This window comes from Haloarcula sp. CBA1131 (genome assembly GCF_008728975.1).
Lineage (GTDB): Archaea > Halobacteriota > Halobacteria > Halobacteriales > Haloarculaceae > Haloarcula > Haloarcula hispanica.
Genome location: NZ_RPCY01000001.1, coordinates 54,302 through 80,425 on the forward strand (window position 1 = coordinate 54,302; position 26,124 = coordinate 80,425).

Genomic DNA, 26,124 nt, shown 5'->3' on the forward strand with positions numbered 1-26,124 from the left:
CTCTGAGGTTGCTCGTGTCCGAACAGGCGTATGTGACTCCACGGACTTCATAAAGCTTCCCAAAACACTTCGTCAAGATGCTGTTCCGTGGGTTTAGCCGCGCTCTCAACCACGGTTGTCATCTGGTACCAGCCCCCGAGTACGCGACGGTAGGGCAGTAGCTACCGGAGTACCGACAAATATCGGAAGTAAGGTCGATAGCGGTCAGTCGTCAGTGGTGTAGGTCCGCTCGTAGCCGAACGGGTTGTACCGCTTGCCGCCGCCCTCGAAGAACTTGCCGAAGAACTCCACGTATTCGAGACGCACACCCTGTAGTCCGGCACTGGTGATACCCAGTACGAGGACGAGGAGGTGCCCCAGCACAAGGACGAGCAGTCCACCGACGAGACCAGCGATGCCCGAGTGCATCAGGCCTCCGAACATGACCTCTGTGACTTCGTGGCCGTGGTAGACGCCTTCCTCGAGGTAGTAGCTCGGTGCGTGACTGATACCGAAGTGCCACGCTCCGTCGTCCGTGACGAACACACCGAAGAACAGCAGATTGACCACGAAGGCCATCCCGGCCTTCGCCAGGAGTACTGCTGCCAGTCGCGTGTACGACAGCACGTTCACGAACACGTTGAGGAACTCGACGACTTCGATGGGGTCAGCGAGCGCCAGCAACACGAGGCCAGCGAAAAACACCAGCAACCACGCTGATATCGGGAACCCACCGACACTGAACAGGTCGATAGCCGGGAGCCCGGCGAAGCCGAGCGGGAACGGGTTCCCGGCAAAGATGCCTTCCTCAGCGGTGTAGAGGAAGTCCGGTGCCGAGCCCGCTGCGCCGGAGAACACCCAGGCCCAGAGGCCAAACAGCATCAGGAGCCAGGAGCCGCTCTCGGTGACGGCGTCCCAGAGGCCGTGGTTCAGGTTCTCGATGAAGTCGAACGTCCACCCCACAGCGAGGTGGAGCATCCCGGCCAGCAGGCTCAGCGTCAGCCACCCGATCGCGTACTCACCGTACGCCGGCTGCAGTCCCTTGTGGAACGGCGCCCCTTCGAACCCGAGGGCAGGCCACACGACGTTCGAGATTGTGTGCAGGCCGAAGATCTCGCCGTACAGCAGGCCAAACAGCATCGTGAATCCACCGGCCCACATTCCGACACCCCCGAGGCTTTTCAGCACATCGCTGTCAACCGCTGAGTACAGCCCGTAGCCGAGCGCGAGGTACAGCAGTCCATACCCGACGTCACCGATCATGAACCCGAAGAAGGCCGGGAACGTCAGGAAGAAGGCGACCGTCGGGTCGAACTCGCCGTACTTCGGCCGGTTGACGACCTCGACGAGGTCCTCGAACGGCTTGACGCCTTTCGGGTTGTCCTGAATGACTGGCGGCGCGTCGTCACCCATCGTGATGACGCCACCGTCAGCGACGGTTTCCTGCGGTTGGCGCTCGCTCTCCGGTTCGGGAGCATCGACGGAGCTTCCGACGGGTTCGCCGCCGTTGCCGCCTTCCCGCTCGACTTCTTCGTGGGACTCTGCGTGCCCCTCGCTGTCGTACTCGGCGATTTCGATCCTGTCGATGTCGACAGCGTCGCCGACAGTACTCGAAAGGGCCCGCTCGAACTCCTCGTAGCGCTCGTTCGGAATCCAGCCCTCGGCGATGAAGGCGTTTTCCGTCGTTGCGAAGGTGAGCGGCGCTTCGCCCTTCTGGGCCTCGATAGCCAGTTTCTCCTCGGCCGCGAGCAGGAACCCGGCGTGGTCGAGTCGGAGTTCGTTGAGTTCGTCCTCGACGGTCGAGAGCTTCGATTCGAGCTGCTGTTTCTCGTGTTCCAGCTCTTCGAGATACGCCGTCGGATCGCCGTCGCCGTCGGGGATTTCGAGTCGGGAGAACGTCGCCCCGACGAGCGCGTCCTGCAGGGCGTCTTCGTCGGCCTGTGCGAACACGGCGACGATGCCGTCCTCGGTGAACAGTTCGAACGTCCCGACGTCGCTGTCTGCGAGGACAGCCTCGATCTCGTCGCTGTCGCCCTCGCCGACAACGACGGACAGCGAGTCGTAGCCACGGAGCAGGTCGAGGTCGATGCCGAGCGTGACGAACGGCGCCATCGTGTTGATACGGTCCTCGACGGCCCGGAGTTCGTCACGGACCTCGTCGCGTCGGTCGTCGAGTTCGTTGACCTCGGTTCGGACTGTTTCGAGTTGGTCCTCGATCGCGTCGTCTGTGACGACCCGCGTCGGACCGGCGTCCTCATCGCTGACACCGAGAATGGACTGCAGCGAGCGAACCGTGACGAGCTTGTCCGAGACCTCGTTGGTTCCGTCGAGCGAGTTCCCGGGTTCGAATCCGTCCCAGGAGCCGTCATACTCGGTGACGTGGAGCATATCGAGGTCGTGGACGGCCTCAATAGTCTGCTCCATCGCGCGTTTCGACCCCGTCACCGAGACGCGGCACATCTTCTCAGGTCTGAGCATGCACCGCCTCCTCGAACAGGTCTGTGACGTATTCGACTACCTCGTCGATCTGTTCACTGGCCTGCTGTTCGAGGTCGTCGCGAGCGCTCTCACCGTCTTCGATGATCTGCTCGCGCTCGGCCTCGATCTCTTCGCGAGCCGCTTCGAGACGGTCTTCGGCGGCCGCCTCGGCCTCTTCCCGCGCGGATTCGCGGATCTCCTCGGCCTCCTCGCGGGCCTCCGCGATGCGGTCTTCGCGGTCTTGTTCGGCCTCTGCGACGATCTCGTCGGCCTCCTGCTCGGCCTCCTGTATCCTGTCAAGAACTTCTGGCCGTGGCATTCTCTAATCATGTGAGCGTTGCCAGAGCGGCTATTTGGTAGTTGCGAAGTTTCCCCGTGTGATAGAGCGGCCAAAATCCGGGGAATTATGACCGCCAAGTCCTAAGCTGGCAGTAATGGGAGTCCTCGAGAACAAGGCCCGCGCGCGGACGTTCTACAAGTATCTCTCGAAGGTGTACGACCAGATCAACCCCTTCATCTGGGACGAGCGGATGCGCGACGAGGCGATTGCGATGCTCGATCTTTCGCCCGACGACAAGGTCCTCGATGTCGGCTGTGGCACCGGCTTCGCCACCGAGGGGCTGCTCGAACACGTCGATACGGTGTACGGGCTCGACCAGAGCCCCCACCAGCTCTCGAAAGCGTTCGAGAAGTTCGGCAAGTTCGGCGACGTGCGCTATCATCTCGGTGACGCCGAGCGACTCCCGTTCAAGGACGACAGTTTCGATGCGGTGTGGTCCTCGGGGTCCATCGAGTACTGGCCCAACCCCGTCGACGCGCTTGCGGAGTGTCGCCGACTGACCAAACCCGGTGGCAAGGTCCTCATCGTCGGCCCCGACTACCCGAACTCGACTGTCTTCCAGAAGATGGCCGACGCCATCATGCTGTTTTACGACGAAGAGGAAGCCGACCGGATGTTCACTGAGGCCGGATTCGAGGAGTTCGAACACCACATCCAGCAGTCCCGACCAGGTAGTCCGCGAGCGATTACGACGATTGCAGAAGTACCCGAGTAAGCCCTTCAGCCACGAGCAAAGCGAGTAGCCGCTTTTTCGCCCACGTTTTTGCGGTGAGCGGTAACCGGAGGTTACCCGAGCCGGAAAAAGGTGGTCCGGCAGTCCCGACCAGGTAGTCCGCGAGCGATTACGACGATTGCAGAAGTACCAGAGTAACAGCGACCATAGAGCCGCTTTCTTCCGTGCTACGCCGATCCACTGACGGGAACCCGTACTCGGTCGCCGTCCTGTGTGGTGACGGTAACCGTGTACTCTCCACGGGGTTCGACAGTCCAGAGAGAGCCGTCTGTACCGGTCGTCCCGATCCGTTTACCGTTTATCCTGACAGTCGAATCCGCCGTGGATCCCGTACTGTTGTCGCTGACCGTGACGAGCAGCGGTCCGGACTCGAAGGACTGCTCGACTCGGACGCGAACTGACTGGTTCACGTTCGTCGCTACTTCCGACCGGTCGACTGTCGTCAGTTCGAGGTGCTGGGTTTCGTAGAAGACATTCGTCGTGCCGCCGTCGAGATAGGCCGTTAGCTGTCCGTTCGAGTGATCGGCCTGAATCTGGTAGATGGCACTCCGGCCGTACGTCTGGACGGACGGGTACTGCTCGCTGTAGAGCCACGGGTAGAGAGTCTCCGCCCGCGTGTTGACCGCACGGAGGGAGTCGTTGGTCCGGGCGAACTGGTCGATTGCCGTCTGTTCGCGGTCCTGTCCGAGATACGTCTCACGCGTGTACCGACCGCCTGCGACCGTCGACAGCATGTACCCCTCGGACGAAACCTCGACGTATACCGTGTTCGGCTCGGTATTACCGGCGGTTTCAGCGCTGATACGCTGACTAATCGGGCCACGGGACGTCTTGAGCACGCCCCTGTTGTTTTCCAGCCGGAAGCGCTGGTTCGGTGACAGTGAGTAGTCCGGTGCGGTACCAGCGGTCGCCCGAATCCGGTCGAGTCGGGTGGCCAGTTGACGTGACTCTGCGTCGAGCAGCGCCCGCTGTCGCAGGAACTCCCTAGCGGTTATCGCACCGTTTGCGTACTGCTGGATCGCGATCTGATTCCGTTGTTCCAGACTCGTTCGCTTGCTTTCGATATTGGTCAATGTCTCGTCGACGAGGCGGTCGCGGGCGGCCTCGCTGTCCTGCTGGAAGAACTTCCGTTCGAACGTCGTCGTCGCGTAGTCGCTCCGCAGGTCACTGGATCCGGCTGCAACCGCGACGCCGACATCGATCGACGATTGGTTGTACGTCGTCGACCTGACGTCGCTGGCCGGGATAGTGAGATGGTTCGTCGTGTTGTCGACAACCGTGATCTGTGGCAACTGATCGCTGCCGTCAGCGGTCTGGGCCGGCGAGGCGAACCCAGTCACTGGGGCAGCCACGGAGACGACCATGAGGAGGATCACACCGACTGCGGGGAGGGGACGCATCAGCATCGAATACTCGCCCACCGTACAAAAATCTCCCCATTCTCCATGTATCAATAATGACCTGAGAAGCCACGAGACCTTTCAAAGCGTCCGCTGACGTTTTATTCTCGGATGGAAAGGGTTTTGCCCCCAGAACGTTCATCGGTGAACGAGAATGACCCCGCGGGTATCAGGTGCCCTCCTCCTCCTTGTCCTGTTTGCCCTGTTGGCGACCCCGCCGCTTGCGACAGCGGCGGCAACAGATACCGTCCCCGCCCAGCAGACGACCGGGACGCCGACACCGGTCGCGGAGAACACGACGTTCGCTCTCCAGATCCAATCGAACGGCGATGCCAAGTGGACGATAACAGACACCTACGCGCTCGACGAATCCGAAACTGAGTGGTTTAGGAACACCGGTGAGCAGTTCGCCAGCGAGGACACCGAGGCAGTGTGGCTGCCGTCGTTCCGGGAAGCGAGCGACGAGGCCAGTGCCGTCACCGGCCGCGAGATGGAGATTACCGACGTCGACCGTCGGTACGAGGTGTCAGACCGCAAGGGGCAACTGATCCTCGAGTTTACGTGGACGAACTTCGCAGTCGTCACCGGCGAGAACATCGTCGTCGGGGACGCGTTCAATTCAACGGACGGTACGTGGTTCGGGACGCTAACTGCGGACCAGCGACTCGTTATCTCGCCACCGCCTGAGTACGGGGTGGAGAGCGCCCCGAGCGCCGTCGACGACGGAAAGCTGGTTTTCGAAGGACGGCGGACGTTCGAGCCGGGGTACCTGTCCGTCGTGTACACTGGCGAACAACCGGATACCCAGACGCCGGCAGAAACCCCTGGATCGATGTTCGGCGGCGTCGACTCGACCTGGATCGGCGGGGTCGTGCTGATGGTGCTGCTCGTCGGGGCCGTCGGTTACATGTTCAAGACCGGATACACTGACGCGCTGCCATCGGTTGCTGCCGGGACCGACGACGACGGAGACGACAGTACCGGGACGGCAGCCCCGGTGAGCGACACCACAGCCTCGGACGACGTCGACGTCGAACTGCTGAGCGACGAGGAACGCGTCGAACGGCTCCTGGAAGAAAACGGCGGACGGATGAAGCAGGCTCGCATCGTCTCCGAGACCGGGTGGTCGAACGCGAAGGTGTCGCAGTTGCTCTCAGCGATGGACGAGGAGGGCCGCATCGACAAACTCCGTATCGGTCGGGAGAACCTCATTTCGTTCCCGGACGAAGAGATCACCGACTTCGACGAGTAACTGTCCGGACTATTTGACTGTAAACGAGCCGGGCGTGGTTTCTGGTTCGAAAACGTTTATTCGCTGTCCGGTCGGACGTCTCAGCATGAAAATCCTTGTCACGGTGAAGGAGGTGGCAGCCGTCGACGACGAGTTCGAGATCGACGGACTCGCTATCGACGACCGGTACGTCACAGCCGACCTCAACGAGTGGGACGAGTACGCTGTCGAAGCGGCCGTCCAGATAAAGGAGGCCCACGACGACGTCGAGGTCGTCACCGCCACTATCGGCCCGTCCGAGACGGACGAAACGATCCGGCAAGCGCTGGCGAAAGGGGCCGACCGGGCGATCCGTGTCTGGGACGACGCACTCGATGACGCCGGCCTGCTGGACCCCGAAACGAAGGCCCAAGTGCTGGCCGCCGTCGCTGCCGAGGAAGACCCCGATCTGGTGCTGACCGGCGTCCAGTCCGCCGACGACGGGTTCGGGGCGACCGGCGTCACGCTGGCCGACAAACTCGACATGGAGTGGGGCGCTGTCGTCAACGACCTCGACCTCGATCTGGAGGCAGGTGTCGCGAGCGTCCACCGGGAACTGGAAGGCGGCGTCGAGGAACTCACCGACATCGAGATTCCGGCCGTCCTGACGATACAGACCGGGATCAACGACCCACGCTACGCGAGCCTTCGGGGCATCCGGCAGGCCCAGAGCAAGGAGCTCGCGGAGTACAGCCTGGCGGATATCGGCCTCGACGCGGCCGGGATCGAGAGCCCGCTGGAACAGACCTCGCTATACGAGCCTGAAACCGAGGGCGAGGCGACGGTGTTCGAGGGGAGTCCCGAAGAGACGGCGACCGAGTTGGCTGAACTGCTCGCGGAGAAGGGGGTGACCAGCTAATGTCGGTCCTCGCTATCGCCGAACACCGGCGTGGGGAGCTCCGACCGGTGAGCTTAGAACAGTTAGCAGCCGGTCGCGATCTCGCCGACGAACTCGGCGGCGAGCTACACACCGCCGTCATCGGCGGTGACGTCGAGGCGTTCGGGGCAGAGCTGAACCGCGAGGGCGTCGACACCGTCCACACCGTCGATATCGGCGAGGAGTTCAACCACGACGTGTACACGCAGGTCGTCACCCAACTGGCCACGGAGCTGGACCCGACCGTCCTCCTGATGCCCAACAGCGTCAACGGCCTCGATTACGCGCCGGCAGTCGCCAACCGGCTGGACCGGCCGCTCGTGACCGACGTAGTCGACATCGACGCCGAGGACGGCCTCACTGCAACCAGAGAACTGTACGGCTCGAAAGCCGAAACGACAATCGACGTCCACGCCGACCAGGCGGCCGTGACCATCCGTCCGGCTGAGTGGCCGACCATCGAAGCGGACGGGGATGCTGCCATCGAGGCGTTCGACGCGACCATCGACGAGAGTGCCATCAGGTCGACCGTGAAAGGCTTCGAGGAGGTCGGCGGTGGCGATATCGACATCACGGACGCGGACGTGCTGGTGTCCGTCGGCCGCGGTATCGAAGAAGAAGAGAACCTGGATATCATCCACGACCTCGCTGAGGCGCTGGACGCGACGGTGTCGGGTTCGCGGCCGCTCATCGATAACGGCTGGCTGGCGAAGGACCGCCAGGTCGGCCAGAGCGGGAAGGTCGTCACACCAGACGTGTACATCGCTATCGGCATCTCCGGAGCCGTCCAGCACGTCGCCGGGATGAAGGGCTCGGACACGATTGTCGCCATCAACACCGACCCGAACGCACCGATCTTCGATATCGCCGACTACGGCATTCAGGACGACTTATTCGAGGTCGTCCCGGCACTTATCGAGCAGTTCCAGTAGCCACGATACACTGAATCGCGGGTGACAAGGTACTTTTTATGGTAGTCCTAAGGGAGCGGTAATGGAGTATCTCGAGCGCCGGCGGGACCGGGTCGAGGAGCGGTTGGAGGCTGTCCTCGACAGCGTGGAGCCGGACGAACTCGCAGACGAAGTGCGTCATGTGGCGCTTTCCGGGGGGAAGCGGGTGCGGCCGACGGTGACAGTGCTGGTGTGTGAGGCGCTGGGCGGGGAGCCGGCCGATGCCGTCGATTTCGCGGTCGGCATCGAGCTCGTCCACAACGCCTCGCTGGTCATCGACGACATCATCGACGAGTCAGAACTCCGGCGGGGGTCCCCGGCTGCCTGGGAAGCCTTCGGCCACGGCCCGGCCATCATCGCCTCCGATGGCCTACTCGGCGAAGCGTTCAATCTCTTTTCGACGGACGAGCGCGCCATGCAGACCGTCTCCGAGTCGATGGTCGAACTGGGCGAGGGCGAGGCGATGGAACTGGTCGCGGAGCCCTCCAACGAGAAGGAGTACATGGAACTGGCTCGCCGGAAAACCGGGGCGCTGTTCCGCGCTGCGGCGGAACTTGGAGCTATCGCCGCCGACTCGGATCCGTACACGGTCGAGGCGGTCGGCCAGTACGCCGAACGGGTCGGCGTCGCCTTCCAGATGCGTGACGACGTACTCGATGCGACGGCCGACGCCGAAACGCTGGGCAAGCCGGCCGGGACCGACGCGGAGATGGAGCGGCCGTCGCTGGTGGAAGTGACGGAACTGACGACCGAGGAGGCAAACGAGCGAGCGCGGGCCGAGTCCGACGCCGCGCTGGAGTCGCTGTCGACCATCGACGCCCCGGAGTCCCAGTCGATGGAGTACCTGCGGGACCTCGCGGAGTTCGTCGTTGTCCGCGAGCGGTGAGGACCGATCCGAACGGGAGGGCTTTTGCCCGCTGCTCGATTACGCCCGGCAATGACAGTTATCGGTATCGTCGGGCTGCCGGGCAGCGGGAAAAGCGAGGCAGCGAACGTCGCCGCCGAGATGGGCGTGCCGGTCGTGACGATGGGCGACGTCATCCGCGAGGAGTGCCGCGACCGCGGGCTTGACCCCGCGACAGACCACGGGACGGTCGCGAAGGCGCTCCGAGAGGAGAACGGCCCCGCCGCTATCGCCGAGCGCTCGCTACCGATGATCGAGGCAGAACTCGAATCGAACGACACCGTCCTCGTCGACGGTATCCGGTCGGACGTAGAGGTCGAAGCGTTCGAATCGGCGTTCGGCGACACGTTCCTACTCGTCGAGGTAGACGCTCCGTTCGAACTGCGGGCCGACCGCCTCGACCTCCGTGGACGGGACACCTCGGCGGAGGACGGCGGCGAATCGCTCGAGGACCGCGACGCTCGCGAACTCGGCTTCGGAATGGGCGAGGCCATGGAGATGGCCGACCTGACCATCGAGAACACGGAGACGCTGGCCGCGTTCCAGCGGACTGTTCGTACACTGATTCGGGACGGTCCGGAGGCACTCGACCAATGAGCGCCGTCTACTCCGTCGACATCCGAATCGAAGTCCCCGTCAACGACACTGAAGTGACCGACCGGGTCGCTGACGCGGTCCGGAATCTCTTCCCTGAGGCTGACCCGACTCACCAGCAGGGTGCACTCGTCGCCGAAGTCCACACGATGGACGGGTTTTCCGAGCTGCTCCACCGGCGGGAAATCCTGGATACAGCCCGGTCGGTCTTCTTCGATAATCTAGAGGGCGACACCTTCGCGTTCGACGTGAAGAAGCAAGCGGCGTTCGAAGGCCGAATCAACTTCGCGGTCGGTGACCCCTCTGAACTGGGCGACATCCATGTGAACGTGACCGTCCACGAACCGACGGCCGAGGAGTACATCGACTACGTCGCGCCGCCGACCGAGGACGGCCAGCCGGTCTACGACGAGGAGACATGACGACGACCATCTGTTTCGACCTCGACGACACGGTCGTCCACTACCCGGAGCCGTACAAGAACATCATCCGCCGGACGGTCGAGGCCCACGGTATCGAGTACACGGACGAGCTACGGGCCGTTAGCAAGGACGTGTTTTACACGGCCTTTGAGGCGCTGGAGCCGGAGCCGTACCGGCAGTCGATGGCCGCCGTCGTCGAAGCGGCCGGGGCAGACGTGGACCTCGATGCACTGGTCGAGACGCTCAGAGAGACCGAATACGCATCGACGACCGTGCCCGAGGCGGCCCGGGATAGCCTGACCGCACTCGCTGCCGACAACCAGCTCGCGATTGTCACCAACGGCATCCGGGAGCGCCAGCTCGGCAAGCTCGACCACCACGGGCTGACCGACCTGTTCGACCGCTTCGTCGCCTCCTACGAGGTTGGCGCACACAAGCCGGACAGCGCACCGTTCGACCGGGTCCGAGAGGAACTGCCGGCCGACGAGTACGTGATGGTCGGCAACGAGTACGAAACCGACGTGGAAGGGGCCCGCAACGCCGGCTTCGTGCCGATTCACTACGAGTCGGGTGAGGACGGCGGACCGGACCTCTGGGATTCTATCGACGCGCTGGTGTAGCACATACAACTGCCGGCACAGAACGCCGTGGGTATCAGAGGCGGTCAGCCGGCGGTTTCAGGCCAGAAGGGCGGTGAGGATGATGCCGGTGTTCCACGCCGTCACCACGACGCCCAGCAGCGCCAGTCCGAGCGGGACACCGATGGAGTACGGCCAGGAGACGTACTTCCAGATGGCGAAAAAGCCCACGAACACGGCGGCTTTCAGGCCAGTCAGCACCAGCAGTGCGTGCTGTTCCAGCAGTAGCTTGACGACCGGACTGAGCTCTGTCACGCCGGTAATGCTGTAGCCGACGAGCGTCGTGACGAGGTCGCCGACGCCGAAGAAGGCGACGGCAACCACCCACAGGGCGACGGCGGTGTTCGACGGGCCGGTGAGTCGGGCGGGCTGCCGCCAGTTCATAGCCCCCGCTACTGCTCCACAGCACTTCGTTAGTGGTAGCTTCAATGACAACTACAGTGGTAAGCTGCTCTTTCGACCGCTGGGCCTGTCGTACTGTGCTGAGCGCCGAGTCAGCGTAGAGAGACAGTGCGTCGGGGTGTTCCCGTCCGAAGTGAGCAGATACTGCGGGTAATCTCCTCTTTCCAAACGGGATTTCCTGAAGGAACAGCGACCGCGCTACCGCTGGGAGCACATGGACAAATTCAGAGCCCGCTCACGAATATCGCGAGCCACTCACCGAGTTCGCGGCGCTTGCTGACCCGGACCGACTCGACCCACTTCACCCACTGGAAGCCACGGCGGCCCGGTGCGACGAGTCGGAGCGGGTAGCCGTGCCCGTGGGCCAGGCGCTCGCCGTCGACGTGGGTGGCCAGCACGGCATCGCGGGCCTCCGACAGCGGGAGGCTCCACCGGTAGCCGGTCACCGAGCGGAACTGGACCCACGCCGCCGCGTCGTCGGGGTCAACGGCGTCGAGCAGGTCCCCGACGCGAACGCCCTGCCACTCGTGGCCGGAGTACCAGCCGCTCGTGCAGTCCAGAATCGCGGATTCGGTCGCATCCGGAGAGAGCTCGTCTGCGGCGTAACTGCGCTCCCGAGCGACCCGACCGGCGACCGACAGCGACCAGTCGGCGGCGTCGACCGGGTCCGGATCGTCGGCGACCCAACTGGTGACGGGGAACCGGTTGCCGTCGTCGGTTCCTTCCTCCCGCGAACCGGTGTACCGGCGGTCCGCGCCGGCCGAGTCGAGCGCGTCGTTGACTGGCCCCTGAACTCGCCAGAGGAGCGCACCGGCAGTCACCAGCCCGGCGTACCGGAGGATGTCCCGGCGGCCGCCACGGGTGGCCTGTCTTGGAGAGTAGAACCGAGCACGGAGATGCACCAGTAGCAGTGGCGGGACCAGCAGGCCGAGCGCGACGTGCAGGTGAAACAGCCCCCACGGCCCGAGGTCGAGCGTGCCGCCGAATATCCACCAGACGCCGGTGCCGAGCGCGCCCAGCGCGACTGCCGCCAGGACGACCGAGAGGACGCGAGTCCCGGTCAGCCGCGACGGAGCGACGCGGGTGGAAACGCGGTGGAGCTTCACCGGCAGGAGGAGGATCAGCACGACGCCGGAGAGTGCGTGGATGTCGATAATCCACGCGCTGCTGGGGATGCCTGCGAAGATGGTGGCGACACCGGAGACAAGGAGCGTCGCCACCGCCGCGAACAGCCCCCAGTCGACCGCCCGTGGCGTGGGCGTCAGCCGGCGGATGGCCATGACAGCGGTTAGCACTGGAGCGGCTTATACTGCCGTGGCAGCGTGGCGGCGTCAGTACGACTGCCGCAGGACCGTCTCGCCGCTGGCGTTCCGGACGACGACAGTGTCGCCGTCGTTGTTCCAGACCGCCCCGTTCCGGCCCCAGTACCGTTCCGTGTCAGTGTCGGTTCCGCTTCCGGTGTAGAGGGTCACCGACGCGTTCGGGTCGAGGGTCAGGTCCGTGAACGCGTACTGGTGGCCGGCTTCGTCGCTGACTGTCCACCCGGAAAGGTCGAGAGCCGCGTCACCGGTGTTCGTGAGCGTGACGTACTCGTCGTTCAGGTTCTCGTTGTCGTTGCCCGTCGCATCGGGATGGATTTCCGCGATTTCGACGCCGCTGGCACTCTCGGTCCCGCCGTCGGCGATAGCCGTGTGGGTCACTGCGTCCGGGTCCGTACAGCGCCAGAGCCCGCGCCGGTCGGAGCGGGCAGCGTCCTCGGCCGCGTAGAATCGGTCGGTGCGGGAGAATTCACTGTCGTATACCCTCGCATGACCAGTCTCGACGAGTCGGTAGTTGAACAGCGTCCCGTCGAGGACGACGTAGGCCAGCAGTCGGTCGTAGTAGCCGCGGCGGTCCAGATTCTGGTCGAACGCGAGCCCGACTGTCTCGCCCAGCAGTTGTTGCTTGGCGAGCGACGACGCGTTTGTGCCGGCCCTGCGGAGGCAGGACGCACCGGCGTCGGTCTCGGGGACGCCCTCGAACTCCGCGGGGTCGTTCTCTGTGTGGACTTCGGGCGTGTCGACACCGACCAGTCGGACCGTGTCACCAGTCCCGTTCTCGTAGGCGACCTGTATCGTATCGCCGTCGACGACAGCCGTGACGGTCACGGTGACAGCGGGCTCCGGAACGTCGACTGCTGACTGGCTGTCAACGGCGGTCCCCGCGGGCTGAGACGGAGAAGTAGTGAAGCCGCTGCAGCCGGCAGCGACCACGAGGACGACGACGAGACCGAACGCGAGCCGACGCATTGTCGAGATGTCGGTGGCCGGCGACACAAGGGTGCCGGTGTCGTCGGGCGGACTGTTATACGTCTGCCATGTCTGGGTTCCGGTAGGATGCTCGTCCCGCTACCAGTCAGAGATATCATGCGGACGCCGGTCAAAACGATCAGCCCCGACGCTCCGGTCATCGAGGCGGCTCAACGCCTCCGCGACGAGGATATCGGTTCACTCGTCGTCGAGGACGATGGCGGCTGTGTCGGCATCATCACGGAGAGCGACATCGTCGCCGTCACCGCAGCCGAGGGAGATACCAGAGCGCTGTCGGTCAGCGACGTAATGACCGAGACGCTGTTGACGGTCACGCCCGACGCGGACATCGAAACGGCCGTGGATCGGCTGCGGACGAACAACATCAAGAAACTGCCCGTCGTCGAGGACGGGTCTCTCGTCGGCATCGTCACGACGACCGACCTCTCGGACTATATCCCGCACCTCTCGCGGGCAAGGGGAGCGTTCGACGACCAGACCCAGCGAAAGCGGTTCACCCGGCCGGACACGCTGTACGAGAACGAGGACTGGACGTTCGAGAGCTACGGGACCGCCGACGGTATCGACGTGGGTGACCACGTCCAGTTCAGCAAGACGATATCCAAGGCCGATGTGGAGGCCTTCGCCGAGGCGAGCGGCGACACGAACAGACTCCACCTCGACGCGGCGTTCGCCGAGGGGACGCGCTTCGGCCGCCGGATCGCCCACGGAACGCTCGTTTCCGGAATTATCAGTGCAGCCCTGGCGCGACTCCCCGGGCTGACAATCTACCTCTCCCAGGAACTGAGCTATCAGGGGCCCGTCGACATCGACGAGGAAGTCACGGCCCACTGCGAAGTCGTCGAGCGCATCAAGGACAACCGGTTCCGCCTGGCCACGGCCGTTGACGATTCAGAGGGGAACTGCGTCATCGAGGGCGACGCCGTCGTCATCTCCGACCCGATTCCGGACACAGCCTGAGCCGACAGTCGGGCGCATCCTGTCACGTTCGAACAGGGCTGCTCGGACAGAACTCCCACCGCGTTTCATGTTTTGTGTTACCAAATAACAATTGTTAATAATCTGCTAGTAGATGTGTCTGTTATGGACGCTGTCGAACGGCCGACTTTCGAGACCAGCGCGGCGATGGAGGTGTATCAGCACGTCGAGCGACACGGGACGGCGGCACGGCACAGAGTCCGTGAGATGGTTGACCTCTCGCCGGAGGCGTTCGAGGAGGCACTGACACACCTCCTGTCGAAGGGGTACATCGAGGACGACGGCGGGACCCTGACGCTGGCGCTCGATGTCGGCTCGGTCGAGCAACACACCACGAACGGGCTGACGTACACGATTCGGCCGGCCCACAACGACGATTTCGAGGGACTCGTCCAGACCATTCGGAACGTGTCCAGCGACGGCACGTACGTCGTCGCCGAGAGCGTCGCCGAGCAGTTGCTGTACGAGGACGCCGTCACGCGACACAACACGGTCGAATCGCGGGTGTTCTTCGTCGCCACAGTCGACGGGGAGGTCGTCGGCTGGTGTCACCTCGATATCCCGCAACTGGACAAGCTCCGCGAGACGGCCCAGCTCACCGTCGGCGTCAGGGAAGAGCAGCGTGGCCAGGGCATCGGCAGCCAGCTCATGCAACGCGGGCTGGACTGGGCGAAGGCCAACGGCTACCGGAAGCTGTACAACAGCGTGCCGGCGATCACGGAGAACGCGATGGTGTTCCTCGAAGACCACGGCTGGAACACCGAGGGTATCCGCCGGAACCACTACAGCATCGACGGCGAGCAGGTCGACGAGGTGATGATGGCCTACACGTTCGACTGACGGCGGACCACCGGTTTCTCACTACAGCAGGACGGCCAGCGCCAGCGCGATCCAGACGATTTTCAGCCCCGTGTTGACGACGATGACTTTCGAGCCGAACTCCCGGCCCCAGATGCCGAACTGGAAGGGAATCGAGCGCTTGAACGTCGAGACGGCAAAGGAGATGATGCCGCCGACGAGCATCGTCGCCACGGCGGTCCGGGCAGTGAAGGTTCCGTTCCGGATGAGCGGCGCGATGACCGTCGCCCCCGAGGTCGTATCGAGGGCGTAGGCGGCGATGACTGGGATGGCCGCGCCGGGCAAGCCGAGCAGCCCAGCGAACCCGTCGGCAGCGGCGGTGACGGAGGCCCCGTCGCTGCCAGCCAGCACCAGTAGTTCGTCGCCGTAGGCGACGAGCAGTGAGACGACAGCGTAGATGGCCGCCAGTCGGGGCAGGATGTCCCGGACCTTCTCGGCCGTCGCGTCGAACGCCGTCCTGACCGCTGCCCGGCGGCTCTCCGGACGCTCGTCGAACACGTCGCCCGCGTCGTCGGCCGTCCCGTCGTCAGGGGCCGGGTCCGTATTTGCGGTCGACCGACCGACGTTGGACGCGTCCAGCAGGACCGCACCGGCGGCGATGCCGGTCAGCGTAATCGCCAGCGCGATGAGCCCCCGCGTGGCGACGTACAGCACCCCCACCCGAAAGCCCAGGATCGGGATGAGTATCGGGGCGTAGAACGTGATGATGTGCTGGGCGAAGCCGAAGAACGTGTTGATGGTGACGGCAATTATCGTCGCGCGGTCGGACAGCACGCCGGACTCGCGGAAGTCGGCGAGCATCCCGTAGCCGGCGGTTGTCGACGCCGTCGTCGTCAGGATAGCGGTGCCAACCTCGTCCGGGAGGTTCGCCGGCGACGTGAGATAGCGCGAGACAACGGCGATTTTCTCGACCAGTCCGAACGCGACCGCCAGTTCCGCGAGGAACACGCCAAACGAGAGAAAGAACGTGATACGGAGGACCCTGATAGCGACCTCTCCGAGGACAGCGACTATGGGGTGGCCAAGCACGGCGGCGACGAGCGACTGCACGTCTGAAAGTAGTGGTCTAGCTGGCAAATGCCCATCGGTAGCGACAGAATCGCGCTGAGCGAGCAATCGCGTCTGTGGCTAGCACAGCCACTTCACCAGATCACACGAACACCCGCACAGCGCCGAACAGCACCACCACGCCCAGCACGTCACAGACGTTCGTGACGACGGGAATGACCACGTCGTCGGGGTCCAGTTCGAACCGGTAGGCGGCGTAGGTCGTCACCGTCGTCACGACGATGGCCAGCACCGCCAGCAGGCTCCCGCTGACGAGCGCGACCAGAACGACCGTCCGGAGCGGGAGCGCAGTGCCGCCGATGACGGCCTGGAGGAGCCACGCACCGGCACCGACGAGCGGGAACAGCGTCACCGCGAGGGCAACGGTGGCGATTGCGTTGCCGGCAAGCCGGTCATCGGTCGCCGCGAATGACAAAAGGCCGAGGTGAAACGCCGTCGAGAACCGCGCCGCGAGGATGCTGCCGAGGTTGCCCGCCATCCCGATGGTCACCGGGACGAGCACGAGCAACGACGGGTACTGCAGCAGTGTTCCCTCGAAGGTATCGAGTACGAGACCGCTCCCGAGTTCGATAGCAGTGAGCACGACAAGGATGGGGAACATCGTCCGGACGATACCCGAAACCGACCACTGGGACGCGAACTCCGCCACTCAGCCACCCCCCAGTGCGAGGACGAGCCGGGTCGCGCCCAGCAGCGTCGCGATACCGACCACGTCGCCCGTCGTCGTCACGACCGGACCGGCGAGCGTATCGGGATTGAGTCCGCGGCGGTAACCGACGAACACGACCGAGACGACGGCGATGGTCAACAGCAGTCCGGAGACGAAGCCCGCGATGAGCGCGATGGCGACGAGGGTCGTGAGCGGGGCCGACGGTCGACCGACCAGCGTGAGCAGGGCGACAGCCATCACTGCAGCGACGCCGCTGATGAGCACGCCGTTTGCCAGTGCCGCCGCGACGGCGGCGTTGATGCGGTCGTCGTCGAAGGAAAACCGAGGGTCGATAAGCCCCTGATGGAGTGCCGACCCCAGGCGTGCGCCGAGCGAGCCGTATACGTTCCCCCGAGTGGCGAGCAGCGCCGGCACGAGCACGAGCAGCCCGGCGACGTCCTGTAGCTCCGCGTCCATACCGCCGAGGACGACGCCCGCGAAGAGGCCACCGACCGCACTGAGTGCCAGCACCGGGAGCGATTCCCGGTAGGCTTCGAGTGCCACCTCGCGGACAGTCATTGCAGGGCGAAGGGCGGCGAGCGAAAAAAAGCCCCCTGATAGCGCTGGCGTGCCCTCAACCGGTCGACTGCGCCCTGTCACGCCACGGCGGCGGTCCGACCGTCGTGTTGCCGACCGCGGTAAACCTGACAGTTCTGGTTACAGTGACTGGTTCGTCGCCGTCCGTGAGCGTCGTATACTCGGTCCGGTAGTGCCGGACAAGGCCCGACTGCGTGACGTGGGCGACGAGCGTCGCGTTCTCCCGGGACGCCCACGCTGTCGACGAGGTGTTCTCCCGTAGCCGGTCCCCTCTGATGACGTAGGTGGTCCCGTCTGACTGCTGGGGCTGCAAGGTCCGGGTGTGGAACGGGGCAACGGTCCGAGTGACGTCGGCGGCCGGACGGCCGTTCAACGCGGCGGCGTGAACCCAGTACCGCCACGTTCCGGCGTAGCTGTCCGGCGGGTCGTACTCGTTGTAGATCGTCTGGTTGTCGCGCACGAGTCGGCGGAGATACGTATCGCCGTCGGACCAGAACGACGCGGTCGCCGGCGGCCGACCGAGGAGCACCGGGGCGGCAGGGCCGCGGACAGTGACGTTGGCGAGGTGTGTCCGGTTCGCGTCCAGCACGACCTGGACTCGGAGGTGGGATCGCAACGACCCGTTTGCATATCTGACGGTCCGGTTCATCGTCAGCGTGTACCCGGTTCCGTTGAGACGGTCACCGTGTGCGGAACCGAGCAGAGATGGGCTGGTGACGCCCGTCGCCCCGACGCCGGCCGGATACGTGGTCGCGGAGTCGGTCGGCACCGGGGCGGGCGTCACCGGCGTCGCCGAGTCGTCGCCGCCGCTGAACCCGAACCCCCCACAGCCCGCGGTAACGACGACGATGAAGACGAGTAACTGCCGACGCAGATTCCTCGCCATGCTCTAGCAAACCAACCAGATCGGAATAAGTCTACGGATCGCCATTTAGCCGATATCTGTCAGTGCATGGATGTGAAACCGTTGGTTAACCTACCGAAACTATTATGATAGATTGAACCACCGTATGGAACATGCCAACTAATGGCAGTACGGTCAACCGACGACAGTTGCTGAAGAGTACGGGCGTTGCAGGTGTGGCAGGGCTGACGGGACTGGCCGGTTGTTCCGGTGGCGACGGTGGCGATGGTGGCGGCGATGGCGGCGATGGTGGCGACGGTGGCGGCGACGGTGGCGACGACTACCCGTCGCTCGGGAACTTCCCGGTCGAGGGCGACACGGTCACGTTCGGGTTCAACGTTCCACAGTCCGGGCCCTACTCCTCAGAGGGCCAGGACGAACTACGGGCGTACGAACTCGCCCAGAAGCACCTCAACAACGGGGGTGGCTGGGTGGACAGCTTCGAGGACCTCAGCGGCGACGGCGTCCTCGGGTACACGGTCGATTCGGTGAACGGCGACACGGCGACCGACGCCGATACCGCTCGACAGGCCGCCTCGCGGATGATAAACCGGGACGACGTGGTGATGATCTCGGGCGGCTCTTCCAGCGCAGTGGCCATCGCCGTGCAGGGCCTCTGTCAGTCGCAGAACGTCATGTTCATGGCCTGTCTGACCCACTCGAACGACACGACCGGCAAAGACTGCGCCCGGTACGGGTTCCGGGAGATGTTCAACGCGTACATGACCGGACAGGCACTCGCGCCGGTGCTTGAAAGCGAGTACGGCTCGGACAACGAGTTCTACCAGCTGTACGCCGACTACTCCTGGGGCCAGACCCAACAGGACTCGATGAACCAGTTCCTCTCGGAGATCGGCTGGGAAGAGGTCGACAGCGTGCCGACGCCGCTCGGGACCAGCGACTTCTCCTCGTATCTCTCGGAGGCCGCAAACAGCGGCGCGGACGTGCTCGTCCTGAACCACTACGGGCTGGACGGCGCGAACTCCGTCTCGCAGGCCGTCGATGCCGGTATCGACGAGGACATGGAGCTCGTCGTCCCGTTGTACAACCGCCCGATGGCACAGGCCGCCGGTGGCTCCATCGAAGGCATCTACGGAACGATCGCCTGGGACTCCCAGATCGACAACGAGGCGTCGAACGCGTTCACGCAGGCCTTCCAGGACGAGTACGACCGCGTCCCGTCCGGTCCGGCCCAGCTCGCCTACGCCCAGACGCTCCAGTACGCGGCCGCCGCCGAACGAGCGGGCACGTTCTACCCGCCGGAGGTCATCCGCCAACTGGAGGACTACGAGTACAGCAACATCGGCATGGGTCAGGAGACGATGCGTGCCTGCGACCACCAGGCCCAGCGTGACATTCCGGTCGCACAAGGGCTGCCGGAGAGCGAGCAAGGCGACGGGAACTTCATCGAGATTGTCGAGATCACGTCCCGAGACGACGTCGGATACGGGTGCGATTCCGGACCGGCCGCGGAGTGTGAACTCGGCGAGTACGGCGACGAATAGGGCAGAATCCGGGCAGGGGACCGTACCCCTCATGATTTATAGTGCATGAGGTTGCCTTACTTGATACACAAAAACTAGCATGATTAGGAATACGCAGAGAGTACGAGAAGAGTGCGGTGGGGGGGATCCGGCGTGACGCTACTCGCGGACATCCTCACCATCTTATTGAATGGGTTGCAACAGGGCGCGATTTACGTCCTGCTCGCGGTCGGACTGTCGATTATCCTCGGGACGCTAAAATTCGTTAACTTCGCGCACGGGGCACTGTACCTCGTCGGTGCGTATCTGGGGCTGTTCATAACTGGAAGTGTTCCATTGAATGACGGCCAACTGGTAGAATGGGGCATCCAGTCATACGGCATCGGACTGGGATTCATTGCTGCACTGGTCATCGTGCCGATTGTCGTGTTCGTTATCGGCCTCCTGATGGAGCGCTTCCTTGCACAGGCGTTCTACGACCGCCCCGACACCGACCAGATTCTCGTCACGTTCGGACTCGCAATCATCGTCCAGGAACTGCTCAGAGCGATGCTCGGCGGGAACAGCCAGCCGTTCCCACAGCCCTCGTGGGCATCCGGTCCCATCGCGCTGCCTGTCGTCGGGAACTTCCCGCGCTGGCGACTCGGCGTCATCGCGATTACGGCAGTCCTCGTTCTGGGCGTGTACGCCCTCGTCGAGTACACTGACTTCGGCCTCATCGTTCAGGCCGGTACCCTTGACGACGAGATGGTTCGCCTCCTGGGAATTAAACTGAGCCGGCCGTACCTCGTCGTCTTCGGCATCGGTGCCGCCCTCGCCGGCGTGGCCGGCGTCGTCGGCGGCCCGCTCGCCAACGTCAACCCCAACATCGGCACTGAACAGTTGGTGCCGGCGTTCCTGACCGTCGTTATCGGCGGCGTCGGGAAGATAGAAGGGGCCGTCGTGGCCGGGCTGATGCTCGGGACGCTGCAGGTACTCTTAATCCAGACCGGCTACGCCGCCTGGAGCCAGGTCGGCATCTACGCGCTCGCGGCGATAATCCTGCTGGTGCGTCCACAGGGGCTGCTGGGCTCGGAGGTTGATGTCTCGTGAGCGACGAACCGCGCGACGCGACTGCCACGGCGGCGGCCGACGCCGAGGCGGAGGTCACCGGCGGTCTCGGTGACCGCTGGGCCAGCTTCCGCGACCGGGAGATATCGACGGTGCTGCTCACGGTCGTGGGTGTGGCCGTCTTCCCGTTCCTGTTCAACAACTTCCTCAACGGCTACACGCAGCTGGCGACGCTAATACTCATCTACGGCATCTTCGCCGTCGGATTCGACATCTTGCTGGGGTACACCGGCCTGCTGTCGTTCGGCCACGCCGTCTTCTTCGGCGGCGCGGCCTACGCCGCCGGTATCTTCAGCGCGAGCGTGAGCAGCTCGCCGCTGCTAGTGTTGCTCGCCGGCACGGTGTTTGCAGTGTTGATGGCGTGGATCGTCGGTTTCCTGTCGCTGCGCCGCGGCGGGATTTACTTCGCCATCCTGACGCTGACGTTCGGCCAAATGTCCTTCTATCTGGCGGCGTCGCCGCTGGCGTTCCTCACGAACGGTGAGAACGGGTTCACCTCCGTGGATATCGGCCACCTGCTGGGCGTCATCGACATCCACGGCGGGGTGCCGTTCCCGCTGTCGATGCTGGTCGACAACATGCTGTACGTGTTCGTCGCCGTCATGACTGTGCTGTCGGTCGCGATGGCAAACCGCATCCTGCACTCGCCGTACGGGACCGTGTTCCGCGCGATTCGGGAGAACGAGCGCCGAGCGGAGTTCGTCGGGCTGGACGTCTGGCGGTACAAGCTCATGGCGTTCATCATCTCGGCGGCCTTCGCCGGCATCGCCGGGAGCCTGTTCACCATCGAGGGGAACTACGTCCCCCTGCAGTCGCTGTACTGGACCGAGTCCGGGCGCATCGTCATCATGACTGTGCTCGGCGGCGTCGGGTCACTGTTCGGGCCGCTGTTCGGTGCTGGCCTGTACCTGTACATCGAGAATATCGTCAGCGGGTTCGAGACGCTCGGCCCGTTCTGGCACCTCATTCTCGGCATCGTGTTCGTCGTCGCCGTCGTCCTCTTCCCGAACGGAATCTGGGGCGGTATCGACTACGTTCGTGACATGGTCGTCGGAGGTGAGGACGAATGACAGTCCTCAAAACGGAGCGGCTCACCAAGCAGTTCGGCGGCCTCACGGCCGTCGACGAGGTGGACCTGGAAATAGAACAGGGTGAAGGCGTGAGCCTCATCGGCCCCAACGGCGCGGGGAAATCGACGTTCATCAACCTCGTCACCAGACGGCTCGAACCGAGCTACGGCGAGATCGCATTCCAAGGGGATTCCATCATCGGAATGGACCCACACGAGGTCGTCCAGCGGGGGATGAGCAAGTCCTTCCAGACGGCCTCTATCTTCCCCGAACTGACCGTCAAGGAGAACGCGACTATCGCGGCGCTGGCGGCCGAGCACGGCTCGTTCCGGTTCAACTTCTTCCGGAACCAGAACAGCTATCCGGCGGTCGACGAACTGGCGAACGAGGTCCTCGAATCAGTCGGGCTGTACGACGAGCGCGAGAACCAGGCTGATAGCCTCGACTACGGGAACAAGCGCCGGCTCGAACTCGGCATTGCGCTGGCCGCCGAACCGGATATGCTGCTGATGGACGAGCCGACCGCCGGGATGAGCCCCGAGGAGACGAAATCGACCGTCGACCTGATCAAGCGAGTCAAGGATGAACTCGACCTGACCTTCCTGCTGGTCGAACACGACATGGAGATCGTCTTCGACATCTCCGACCGTATCATCGTCCTCAACCGCGGGTCAGTCATCGCGAAGGGGACCCCCGACCAAGTGCAGGACGACCCCGCTGTGCAGGAAGCGTACCTCGGAGGTGTCGAAGAATGACGCTGCTCGACGTGGACAACATCAACGGCTACTACGGCGAGAGCCACATCATTCAGGACGTATCGATGAACGTCGACGACGGCGAGATCACGGCCCTGCTGGGCCGCAACGGAGCGGGGAAGACCTCGACGCTCCGGTGTATCTCCGGGGCGACGCCGCCCGACGTCCGGAGCGGCACGATCCAGTTCGACGGAACGAACATCACCAACGACCCGCCAGAGGACATCGCCGTCCGCGGCATCTCGCTGGTCCCGGAAGAACGGCGCGTGTTCACCGATCTCACTGTCGCGGAGAACCTGCACCTCGCGGACACCGTCCGCAACAAGACGAACACCTGGCGGCGGAAGCTCGATTTCCGCGACGAAGGGATGTCGACGGCGGAAATCTACGAGTACTTCCCGAGACTCGACGAACGACGCTCCCAGAAAGCCGGAACACTCTCGGGCGGCGAACAGCAGATGCTCGCAATCGCCCGCGCGCTCCATCAGAGCACCGACCTGTTGATGCTCGATGAGCCATATGAGGGGCTTGCTCCGCAGATCATCCAGTCCGTCGAGAATGCCATCGAACGCATCAGCGAAGACGGTACGACGATACTGCTGGTCGAACAAAACGCCGTGGCGGCGATGAAAATCGCCGACCGGTGTTACGTGCTGGACCGCGGGCAAGTGGTCTTCGAGGGACCGGCCGAGGAACTGCAGAACGACCAAGAGACCCGCGACAAGTACCTAGGTGTCTAAATGTCCCAAACACAGTCCCCCGAAGCGTTACTCGACGCACTGCAATCGGAAGGTGTCGTCGTCATCGACGAGGAAACGGACGAAGTCAGCACGACGGAAGCGTTCGAGGCCGACCGCGAGGTGTACTACGACACCTACGTGACGATGGGCGACACGGAGTTCCACGAGTCCGTCGCCGACGTGTTCGGCCTCGATTCGGCCGCCGAAGCGGCCGAGCGGGTCGACGAACTCGACGTGTCGCGCGAGGAGTTCGCCACGTTCCTGACCCTGCGGTCGAACGTCGACGACTCGTACACCACCGTGGAACTGACGACGATGGCACAGATGGCGACCGAGCTAGGTCCGGAGACGCCGGTCCCCGACGCGGTCGAACACCTCGACGACGACAGCTACGCGGCCTTCGTCGACGCCCACGACCGGTGTGTCGTTACAGTGTGGAAACTGTTCTGTGACCCCTGTGAAGCCATGAAAGAACAGTTAGACGACGTGCTGGCCGCGTTCCCGGACGGCGTCCCGGTCGGCGGCGTCGCCGGCGAGCGGTCCCCGGAGTTCTGTCGGTCGGTCGGTGTCAACGCGGCACCCGCCGTCGTGCTGTTCGAGGACGGCGAGCCCGTCGAGCGGATCACTGGCCGGACGGACCCGTCGCCGCTCGCTGAACGGGTCGAGGAAGTGTACGGCGTCTGACTGCGGCGTTACTCCTCTTCGCCGCTGCAGACCAGCACGGAGCGATCCGTGCCGAGAATCACGCTCTGCGTGACACTGCCGAACAGCACCTTGCCCGTCGGCGTCCGCTTGCGTCCGGCGACGACAATCATGTCGGCGTCCTGCTCGTCAGCCAGGCGGAGGATCGCGTCGGCCGGTTCGCCGCTTGACTCTTCCAGCGCCACCTCGACGCCTGCCTCCTCGAGGACTTCCCGGGCCCGGCGCACGGAGGCCACCTGATCGACGGACGCGCCTTCGGGGTTCTCCTCGAAGTCGTGTAGCAGCGTAACACGGACCTGGCTGGTGTCCATCGGAACTTCGGTTATCGCTTCCGCGATGGCGGTCCCACGAGCCTCACTTTTGTCTATCCCAGCGACAATTTCGTACATGCTCGCTTCATCCGTAGGACGGGCCAACCCTTAGTTCTGGCCCGGATTTCGAGCATAGATCATCAAAAATACCGTCGCGTCTCACGTCGCGCGGACCGAGAAAGTGGCGTCAGTCGCCGAACGGCCCCATACCGCCGCCACCCATGCCGCCACCGCCGCCTCCGCCGCCCTGTTGCATCTGTTTCATCATCCGCTCCATGTCGCCGTCGCCCATGCCCTGGAACTGCTTGAGCATCTGCTCCATCTGCTTGTGCTGCTGGAGGAGTTCACGCACCCGCTCCTCGGGCTTGCCCGAGCCCCGACAGATGCGCCTGGTCCGGGACTGGCCGACGACGCGGGGGTTCTCCAGTTCCTCCTCGGTCATCGAGTCCATGATGACGTCGAAGTCCCGCATCCGCTCCTGGGTCACGTCCATCGCGTCGTCGGGGAGCTGGTCCATCAGCCCGCCGCCCAGCCCGGGAATCATGTCCATCACCTGGTCCAGCGGCCCCATGTTGTTCATCGTCTGCATCTGCTTTCGCATGTCCTTGAGGGTGAACTGCCCCTCCAGCATGTCCTCGGGGTCCCAGTCCTCCTCGTCGCCTTCCTGGGTTTCCTCCATCGCGCGCTCGACGCGCTCGGTGAGCTGTTTGAGGTCGCCCATCCCGAGCAGGCGCGAGATGAACCCGGAGGGCTCGAACCGCTCGATGTCCTTGACCGTCTCCCCAGAGCCGAGGAAGGCGATGGTGGAGTCAGTCTCGTTGACGGCGGCGAGCGCGCCGCCACCTTTCGCCGTCCCGTCGAGTTTCGTTATGACGACGCCGTCGATGCCAATCGCCGCCTCGAAGTCGGCGGCCTGGCTCTTGGCGCTCTGGCCCATCGCCGCGTCCAGTACGAGCAGGTCCCGGTCGGGCTGGACCTCCTGTTCGATGCGTTCGATCTGTTCGATGAGTTCCTCGTTCAGGCCGTCACGGCCCGCCGTGTCCACGATGCGAACGTCCGCGTTCGCCGTCGCTTCCAGCCCGTCCCGGGCGATCTTCACGGGGTCGTCCTCGTCGGGGTCGCCGTAGAAGTCGACCTCGGCGCGCTCGGCCATCTCCTTGGACTGGTCGTACGCGCCGGGCCGGTCCGTGTCGGTCTGGATGATAGCCGGCCGGAGCCCTTTCGTCGAGAACCACCACGCCATCTTCGCGGCCGTGGTCGTCTTCCCCGACCCGTACAGGCCGGCGAGCATGATGGTCTGCTCTTCTAGCGGTAGTTCGGTCGACTCGCCAACGAGGTCGACCAGTTCCTCGTAGACGATCCGAAGGACCCAATCGCGTGGGGTCGTCCCCGCCGGCGGTTCCTCCTCCAGCGCGCGCGTCTCGATGCTGCTGGAGAGGTCCTGTACGAGCCCGACGTCCACGTCGGCCTGCAACAGCGACCGCTGAATCTCCTTGACGATGTCCTCGATGTCTTCTTCAGAGAGCCGGGATTTCCCCCGGAGGTCATCAAGTGTCCCCCGGAGCGAACTCCCAAGATCGTCGAGTACCATTGTTAGCGCGA

General features: G+C 64.1%; 28 protein-coding genes. 16 read left to right on the plus strand and 12 right to left on the minus strand.

The features are described 5' to 3' along the window. Positions 1–204: 204 nt before the first annotated feature. Together Har1131_RS00305 and ahaH are read right to left on the minus strand one after the other, a co-directional pair. A complete protein-coding gene (locus Har1131_RS00305) occupies positions 205–2,457 on the minus strand; it encodes a V-type ATP synthase subunit I (protein ID WP_151102859.1) in 2,253 nt (750 codons plus the stop codon). After that, on the minus strand, positions 2,444–2,776 hold the full coding sequence (gene ahaH / locus Har1131_RS00310) for an ATP synthase archaeal subunit H (protein WP_151144572.1): 333 nt from the start codon (positions 2,774–2,776) through the stop codon (positions 2,444–2,446). The genes Har1131_RS00305 and ahaH overlap by 14 nt, the downstream gene beginning before the upstream one ends. Positions 2,777–2,891: 115 nt before the next feature. Here ahaH and Har1131_RS00315 point away from each other — a divergent pair, with 115 nt between their 5' ends. Next, positions 2,892–3,512 carry a methyltransferase domain-containing protein gene (locus Har1131_RS00315; RefSeq protein WP_008311118.1) on the plus strand — a complete coding sequence of 207 codons (621 nt, stop codon included), beginning with the start codon at positions 2,892–2,894 and terminating at the stop codon, positions 3,510–3,512. A 185-nt stretch (positions 3,513–3,697) separates the two neighbouring features. Here Har1131_RS00315 and Har1131_RS00320 read toward each other — a convergent pair whose 3' ends face one another. Continuing rightward, complete coding sequence (locus Har1131_RS00320; protein WP_050037488.1) at positions 3,698–4,930, minus strand: hypothetical protein; 1,233 nt, start codon at positions 4,928–4,930, stop codon at positions 3,698–3,700. A 154-nt stretch (positions 4,931–5,084) separates the two neighbouring features. Here Har1131_RS00320 and Har1131_RS00325 point away from each other — a divergent pair, with 154 nt between their 5' ends. The 7 genes from Har1131_RS00325 (at position 5,085) to Har1131_RS00355 (ending at position 10,567) form a co-directional block, all read left to right on the plus strand. Next, positions 5,085–6,182, plus strand: coding sequence for a hypothetical protein (locus Har1131_RS00325; protein ID WP_014039403.1), 1,098 nt, complete (start codon positions 5,085–5,087; stop codon positions 6,180–6,182). A gap of 85 nt (positions 6,183–6,267) precedes the next feature. After that, the gene (locus tag Har1131_RS00330; protein ID WP_008311121.1) at positions 6,268–7,059 is read left to right on the plus strand and encodes an electron transfer flavoprotein subunit beta/FixA family protein; all 792 of its coding nucleotides are present in this window, start codon (positions 6,268–6,270) and stop codon (positions 7,057–7,059) included. Next, the gene (locus tag Har1131_RS00335) at positions 7,059–8,009 is read left to right on the plus strand and encodes an electron transfer flavoprotein subunit alpha/FixB family protein (RefSeq protein ID WP_050037487.1); all 951 of its coding nucleotides are present in this window, start codon (positions 7,059–7,061) and stop codon (positions 8,007–8,009) included. Before Har1131_RS00330 ends, Har1131_RS00335 begins: the two co-directional genes overlap by 1 nt. A 61-nt stretch (positions 8,010–8,070) precedes the next feature. After that, positions 8,071–8,913, plus strand: a complete 843-nt coding sequence (locus tag Har1131_RS00340) for a polyprenyl synthetase family protein (RefSeq protein WP_004594002.1) — start codon at positions 8,071–8,073, stop codon at positions 8,911–8,913. A gap of 51 nt (positions 8,914–8,964) precedes the next feature. After that, positions 8,965–9,528: an AAA family ATPase gene (locus Har1131_RS00345; protein WP_050037486.1), complete on the plus strand. Its 564-nt coding sequence runs from the start codon at positions 8,965–8,967 to the stop codon at positions 9,526–9,528. Then, positions 9,525–9,947 carry an RNA-binding domain-containing protein gene (locus Har1131_RS00350; protein ID WP_014039400.1) on the plus strand — a complete coding sequence of 141 codons (423 nt, stop codon included), beginning with the start codon at positions 9,525–9,527 and terminating at the stop codon, positions 9,945–9,947. The genes Har1131_RS00345 and Har1131_RS00350 overlap by 4 nt, the downstream gene beginning before the upstream one ends. Next, on the plus strand, positions 9,944–10,567 hold the full coding sequence (locus Har1131_RS00355) for an HAD family hydrolase (RefSeq protein ID WP_014039399.1): 624 nt from the start codon (positions 9,944–9,946) through the stop codon (positions 10,565–10,567). Before Har1131_RS00350 ends, Har1131_RS00355 begins: the two co-directional genes overlap by 4 nt. A gap of 57 nt (positions 10,568–10,624) precedes the next feature. On the opposite strand, the gene Har1131_RS00360 is transcribed toward Har1131_RS00355, so the two are convergent. From Har1131_RS00360 to Har1131_RS00370, 3 genes are all read right to left on the minus strand, one after another. Then, positions 10,625–10,969, minus strand: coding sequence for a hypothetical protein (locus tag Har1131_RS00360; RefSeq protein ID WP_014039398.1), 345 nt, complete (start codon positions 10,967–10,969; stop codon positions 10,625–10,627). A 242-nt stretch (positions 10,970–11,211) separates the two neighbouring features. Then, positions 11,212–12,267 carry a molybdopterin-dependent oxidoreductase gene (locus Har1131_RS00365; protein WP_050037485.1) on the minus strand — a complete coding sequence of 352 codons (1,056 nt, stop codon included), beginning with the start codon at positions 12,265–12,267 and terminating at the stop codon, positions 11,212–11,214. A 51-nt stretch (positions 12,268–12,318) separates the two neighbouring features. Further along, a complete protein-coding gene (locus Har1131_RS00370; RefSeq protein ID WP_050038268.1) occupies positions 12,319–13,275 on the minus strand; it encodes a lamin tail domain-containing protein in 957 nt (318 codons plus the stop codon). Positions 13,276–13,362: 87 nt separating this feature from the next. Here Har1131_RS00370 and Har1131_RS00375 point away from each other — a divergent pair, with 87 nt between their 5' ends. Next, the gene (locus Har1131_RS00375) at positions 13,363–14,256 is read left to right on the plus strand and encodes a CBS domain-containing protein (protein WP_014039395.1); all 894 of its coding nucleotides are present in this window, start codon (positions 13,363–13,365) and stop codon (positions 14,254–14,256) included. Between the two features lie 123 nt (positions 14,257–14,379). Beyond that, positions 14,380–15,114, plus strand: a complete 735-nt coding sequence (locus tag Har1131_RS00380; RefSeq protein ID WP_050037484.1) for a GNAT family N-acetyltransferase — start codon at positions 14,380–14,382, stop codon at positions 15,112–15,114. Between the two features lie 21 nt (positions 15,115–15,135). On the opposite strand, the gene Har1131_RS00385 is transcribed toward Har1131_RS00380, so the two are convergent. From Har1131_RS00385 to Har1131_RS00400, 4 genes are all read right to left on the minus strand, one after another. Further along, the gene (locus Har1131_RS00385; RefSeq protein WP_151144575.1) at positions 15,136–16,182 is read right to left on the minus strand and encodes a nucleoside recognition protein; all 1,047 of its coding nucleotides are present in this window, start codon (positions 16,180–16,182) and stop codon (positions 15,136–15,138) included. 100 nt (positions 16,183–16,282) lie between these two features. Continuing rightward, positions 16,283–16,849, minus strand: a complete 567-nt coding sequence (locus Har1131_RS00390) for a magnesium transporter (protein ID WP_008311141.1) — start codon at positions 16,847–16,849, stop codon at positions 16,283–16,285. Then, complete coding sequence (locus Har1131_RS00395; RefSeq protein WP_151102852.1) at positions 16,850–17,428, minus strand: magnesium transporter; 579 nt, start codon at positions 17,426–17,428, stop codon at positions 16,850–16,852. A 55-nt stretch (positions 17,429–17,483) separates the two neighbouring features. After that, positions 17,484–18,332 (minus strand): hypothetical protein, encoded by an 849-nt coding sequence (locus Har1131_RS00400; protein ID WP_014039390.1) that lies wholly within the window; start codon positions 18,330–18,332, stop codon positions 17,484–17,486. Positions 18,333–18,463: 131 nt separating this feature from the next. Between Har1131_RS00400 and Har1131_RS00405 the strand changes: the two genes are divergently transcribed. From Har1131_RS00405 to Har1131_RS00430, 6 genes are all read left to right on the plus strand, one after another. Then, the gene (locus Har1131_RS00405; protein WP_014039389.1) at positions 18,464–19,855 is read left to right on the plus strand and encodes a substrate-binding protein; all 1,392 of its coding nucleotides are present in this window, start codon (positions 18,464–18,466) and stop codon (positions 19,853–19,855) included. 132 nt (positions 19,856–19,987) lie between these two features. After that, positions 19,988–20,926, plus strand: a complete 939-nt coding sequence (locus Har1131_RS00410) for a branched-chain amino acid ABC transporter permease (RefSeq protein WP_014039388.1) — start codon at positions 19,988–19,990, stop codon at positions 20,924–20,926. Beyond that, positions 20,923–22,014 (plus strand): branched-chain amino acid ABC transporter permease, encoded by a 1,092-nt coding sequence (locus Har1131_RS00415; RefSeq protein WP_014039387.1) that lies wholly within the window; start codon positions 20,923–20,925, stop codon positions 22,012–22,014. Before Har1131_RS00410 ends, Har1131_RS00415 begins: the two co-directional genes overlap by 4 nt. Further along, complete coding sequence (locus Har1131_RS00420) at positions 22,011–22,769, plus strand: ABC transporter ATP-binding protein (protein ID WP_014039386.1); 759 nt, start codon at positions 22,011–22,013, stop codon at positions 22,767–22,769. Before Har1131_RS00415 ends, Har1131_RS00420 begins: the two co-directional genes overlap by 4 nt. Further along, positions 22,766–23,509: an ABC transporter ATP-binding protein gene (locus Har1131_RS00425; RefSeq protein WP_014039385.1), complete on the plus strand. Its 744-nt coding sequence runs from the start codon at positions 22,766–22,768 to the stop codon at positions 23,507–23,509. Before Har1131_RS00420 ends, Har1131_RS00425 begins: the two co-directional genes overlap by 4 nt. Next, positions 23,510–24,193 carry a co-chaperone YbbN gene (locus Har1131_RS00430; RefSeq protein ID WP_050037480.1) on the plus strand — a complete coding sequence of 228 codons (684 nt, stop codon included), beginning with the start codon at positions 23,510–23,512 and terminating at the stop codon, positions 24,191–24,193. An 8-nt stretch (positions 24,194–24,201) separates the two neighbouring features. On the opposite strand, the gene Har1131_RS00435 is transcribed toward Har1131_RS00430, so the two are convergent. Next, a complete protein-coding gene (locus tag Har1131_RS00435) occupies positions 24,202–24,600 on the minus strand; it encodes a universal stress protein (RefSeq protein ID WP_014039383.1) in 399 nt (132 codons plus the stop codon). A 109-nt stretch (positions 24,601–24,709) separates the two neighbouring features. Further along, the gene (locus tag Har1131_RS00440; RefSeq protein ID WP_151144578.1) at positions 24,710–26,113 is read right to left on the minus strand and encodes a signal recognition particle protein Srp54; all 1,404 of its coding nucleotides are present in this window, start codon (positions 26,111–26,113) and stop codon (positions 24,710–24,712) included. Positions 26,114–26,124 lie beyond the last annotated feature (11 nt).

Excerpts from the sequence above, each read along its gene's own strand:
- Har1131_RS00305 (WP_151102859.1), bottom strand. The coding sequence starts at position 2,457 with ATGCTCAGACCTGAGAAGATGTGCCGCGTCTCGGTGACGGGGTCGAAA.
- ahaH (WP_151144572.1), bottom strand. The coding sequence starts at position 2,776 with ATGCCACGGCCAGAAGTTCTTGACAGGATACAGGAGGCCGAGCAGGAG.
- Har1131_RS00315 (WP_008311118.1), top strand. The coding sequence starts at position 2,892 with ATGGGAGTCCTCGAGAACAAGGCCCGCGCGCGGACGTTCTACAAGTAT.
- Har1131_RS00320 (WP_050037488.1), bottom strand. The coding sequence starts at position 4,930 with ATGCGTCCCCTCCCCGCAGTCGGTGTGATCCTCCTCATGGTCGTCTCC.
- Har1131_RS00325 (WP_014039403.1), top strand. The coding sequence starts at position 5,085 with ATGACCCCGCGGGTATCAGGTGCCCTCCTCCTCCTTGTCCTGTTTGCC.
- Har1131_RS00330 (WP_008311121.1), top strand. The coding sequence starts at position 6,268 with ATGAAAATCCTTGTCACGGTGAAGGAGGTGGCAGCCGTCGACGACGAG.
- Har1131_RS00335 (WP_050037487.1), top strand. The coding sequence starts at position 7,059 with ATGTCGGTCCTCGCTATCGCCGAACACCGGCGTGGGGAGCTCCGACCG.
- Har1131_RS00340 (WP_004594002.1), top strand. The coding sequence starts at position 8,071 with ATGGAGTATCTCGAGCGCCGGCGGGACCGGGTCGAGGAGCGGTTGGAG.
- Har1131_RS00345 (WP_050037486.1), top strand. The coding sequence starts at position 8,965 with ATGACAGTTATCGGTATCGTCGGGCTGCCGGGCAGCGGGAAAAGCGAG.
- Har1131_RS00350 (WP_014039400.1), top strand. The coding sequence starts at position 9,525 with ATGAGCGCCGTCTACTCCGTCGACATCCGAATCGAAGTCCCCGTCAAC.
- Har1131_RS00355 (WP_014039399.1), top strand. The coding sequence starts at position 9,944 with ATGACGACGACCATCTGTTTCGACCTCGACGACACGGTCGTCCACTAC.
- Har1131_RS00360 (WP_014039398.1), bottom strand. The coding sequence starts at position 10,969 with ATGAACTGGCGGCAGCCCGCCCGACTCACCGGCCCGTCGAACACCGCC.
- Har1131_RS00365 (WP_050037485.1), bottom strand. The coding sequence starts at position 12,267 with ATGGCCATCCGCCGGCTGACGCCCACGCCACGGGCGGTCGACTGGGGG.
- Har1131_RS00370 (WP_050038268.1), bottom strand. The coding sequence starts at position 13,275 with ATGCGTCGGCTCGCGTTCGGTCTCGTCGTCGTCCTCGTGGTCGCTGCC.
- Har1131_RS00375 (WP_014039395.1), top strand. The coding sequence starts at position 13,363 with ATGCTCGTCCCGCTACCAGTCAGAGATATCATGCGGACGCCGGTCAAA.
- Har1131_RS00380 (WP_050037484.1), top strand. The coding sequence starts at position 14,380 with ATGGACGCTGTCGAACGGCCGACTTTCGAGACCAGCGCGGCGATGGAG.
- Har1131_RS00395 (WP_151102852.1), bottom strand. The coding sequence starts at position 17,428 with ATGACTGTCCGCGAGGTGGCACTCGAAGCCTACCGGGAATCGCTCCCG.
- Har1131_RS00400 (WP_014039390.1), bottom strand. The coding sequence starts at position 18,332 with ATGGCGAGGAATCTGCGTCGGCAGTTACTCGTCTTCATCGTCGTCGTT.
- Har1131_RS00405 (WP_014039389.1), top strand. The coding sequence starts at position 18,464 with ATGCCAACTAATGGCAGTACGGTCAACCGACGACAGTTGCTGAAGAGT.
- Har1131_RS00420 (WP_014039386.1), top strand. The coding sequence starts at position 22,011 with ATGACAGTCCTCAAAACGGAGCGGCTCACCAAGCAGTTCGGCGGCCTC.
- Har1131_RS00425 (WP_014039385.1), top strand. The coding sequence starts at position 22,766 with ATGACGCTGCTCGACGTGGACAACATCAACGGCTACTACGGCGAGAGC.
- Har1131_RS00430 (WP_050037480.1), top strand. The coding sequence starts at position 23,510 with ATGTCCCAAACACAGTCCCCCGAAGCGTTACTCGACGCACTGCAATCG.
- Har1131_RS00435 (WP_014039383.1), bottom strand. The coding sequence starts at position 24,600 with ATGTACGAAATTGTCGCTGGGATAGACAAAAGTGAGGCTCGTGGGACC.
- Har1131_RS00440 (WP_151144578.1), bottom strand. The coding sequence starts at position 26,113 with ATGGTACTCGACGATCTTGGGAGTTCGCTCCGGGGGACACTTGATGAC.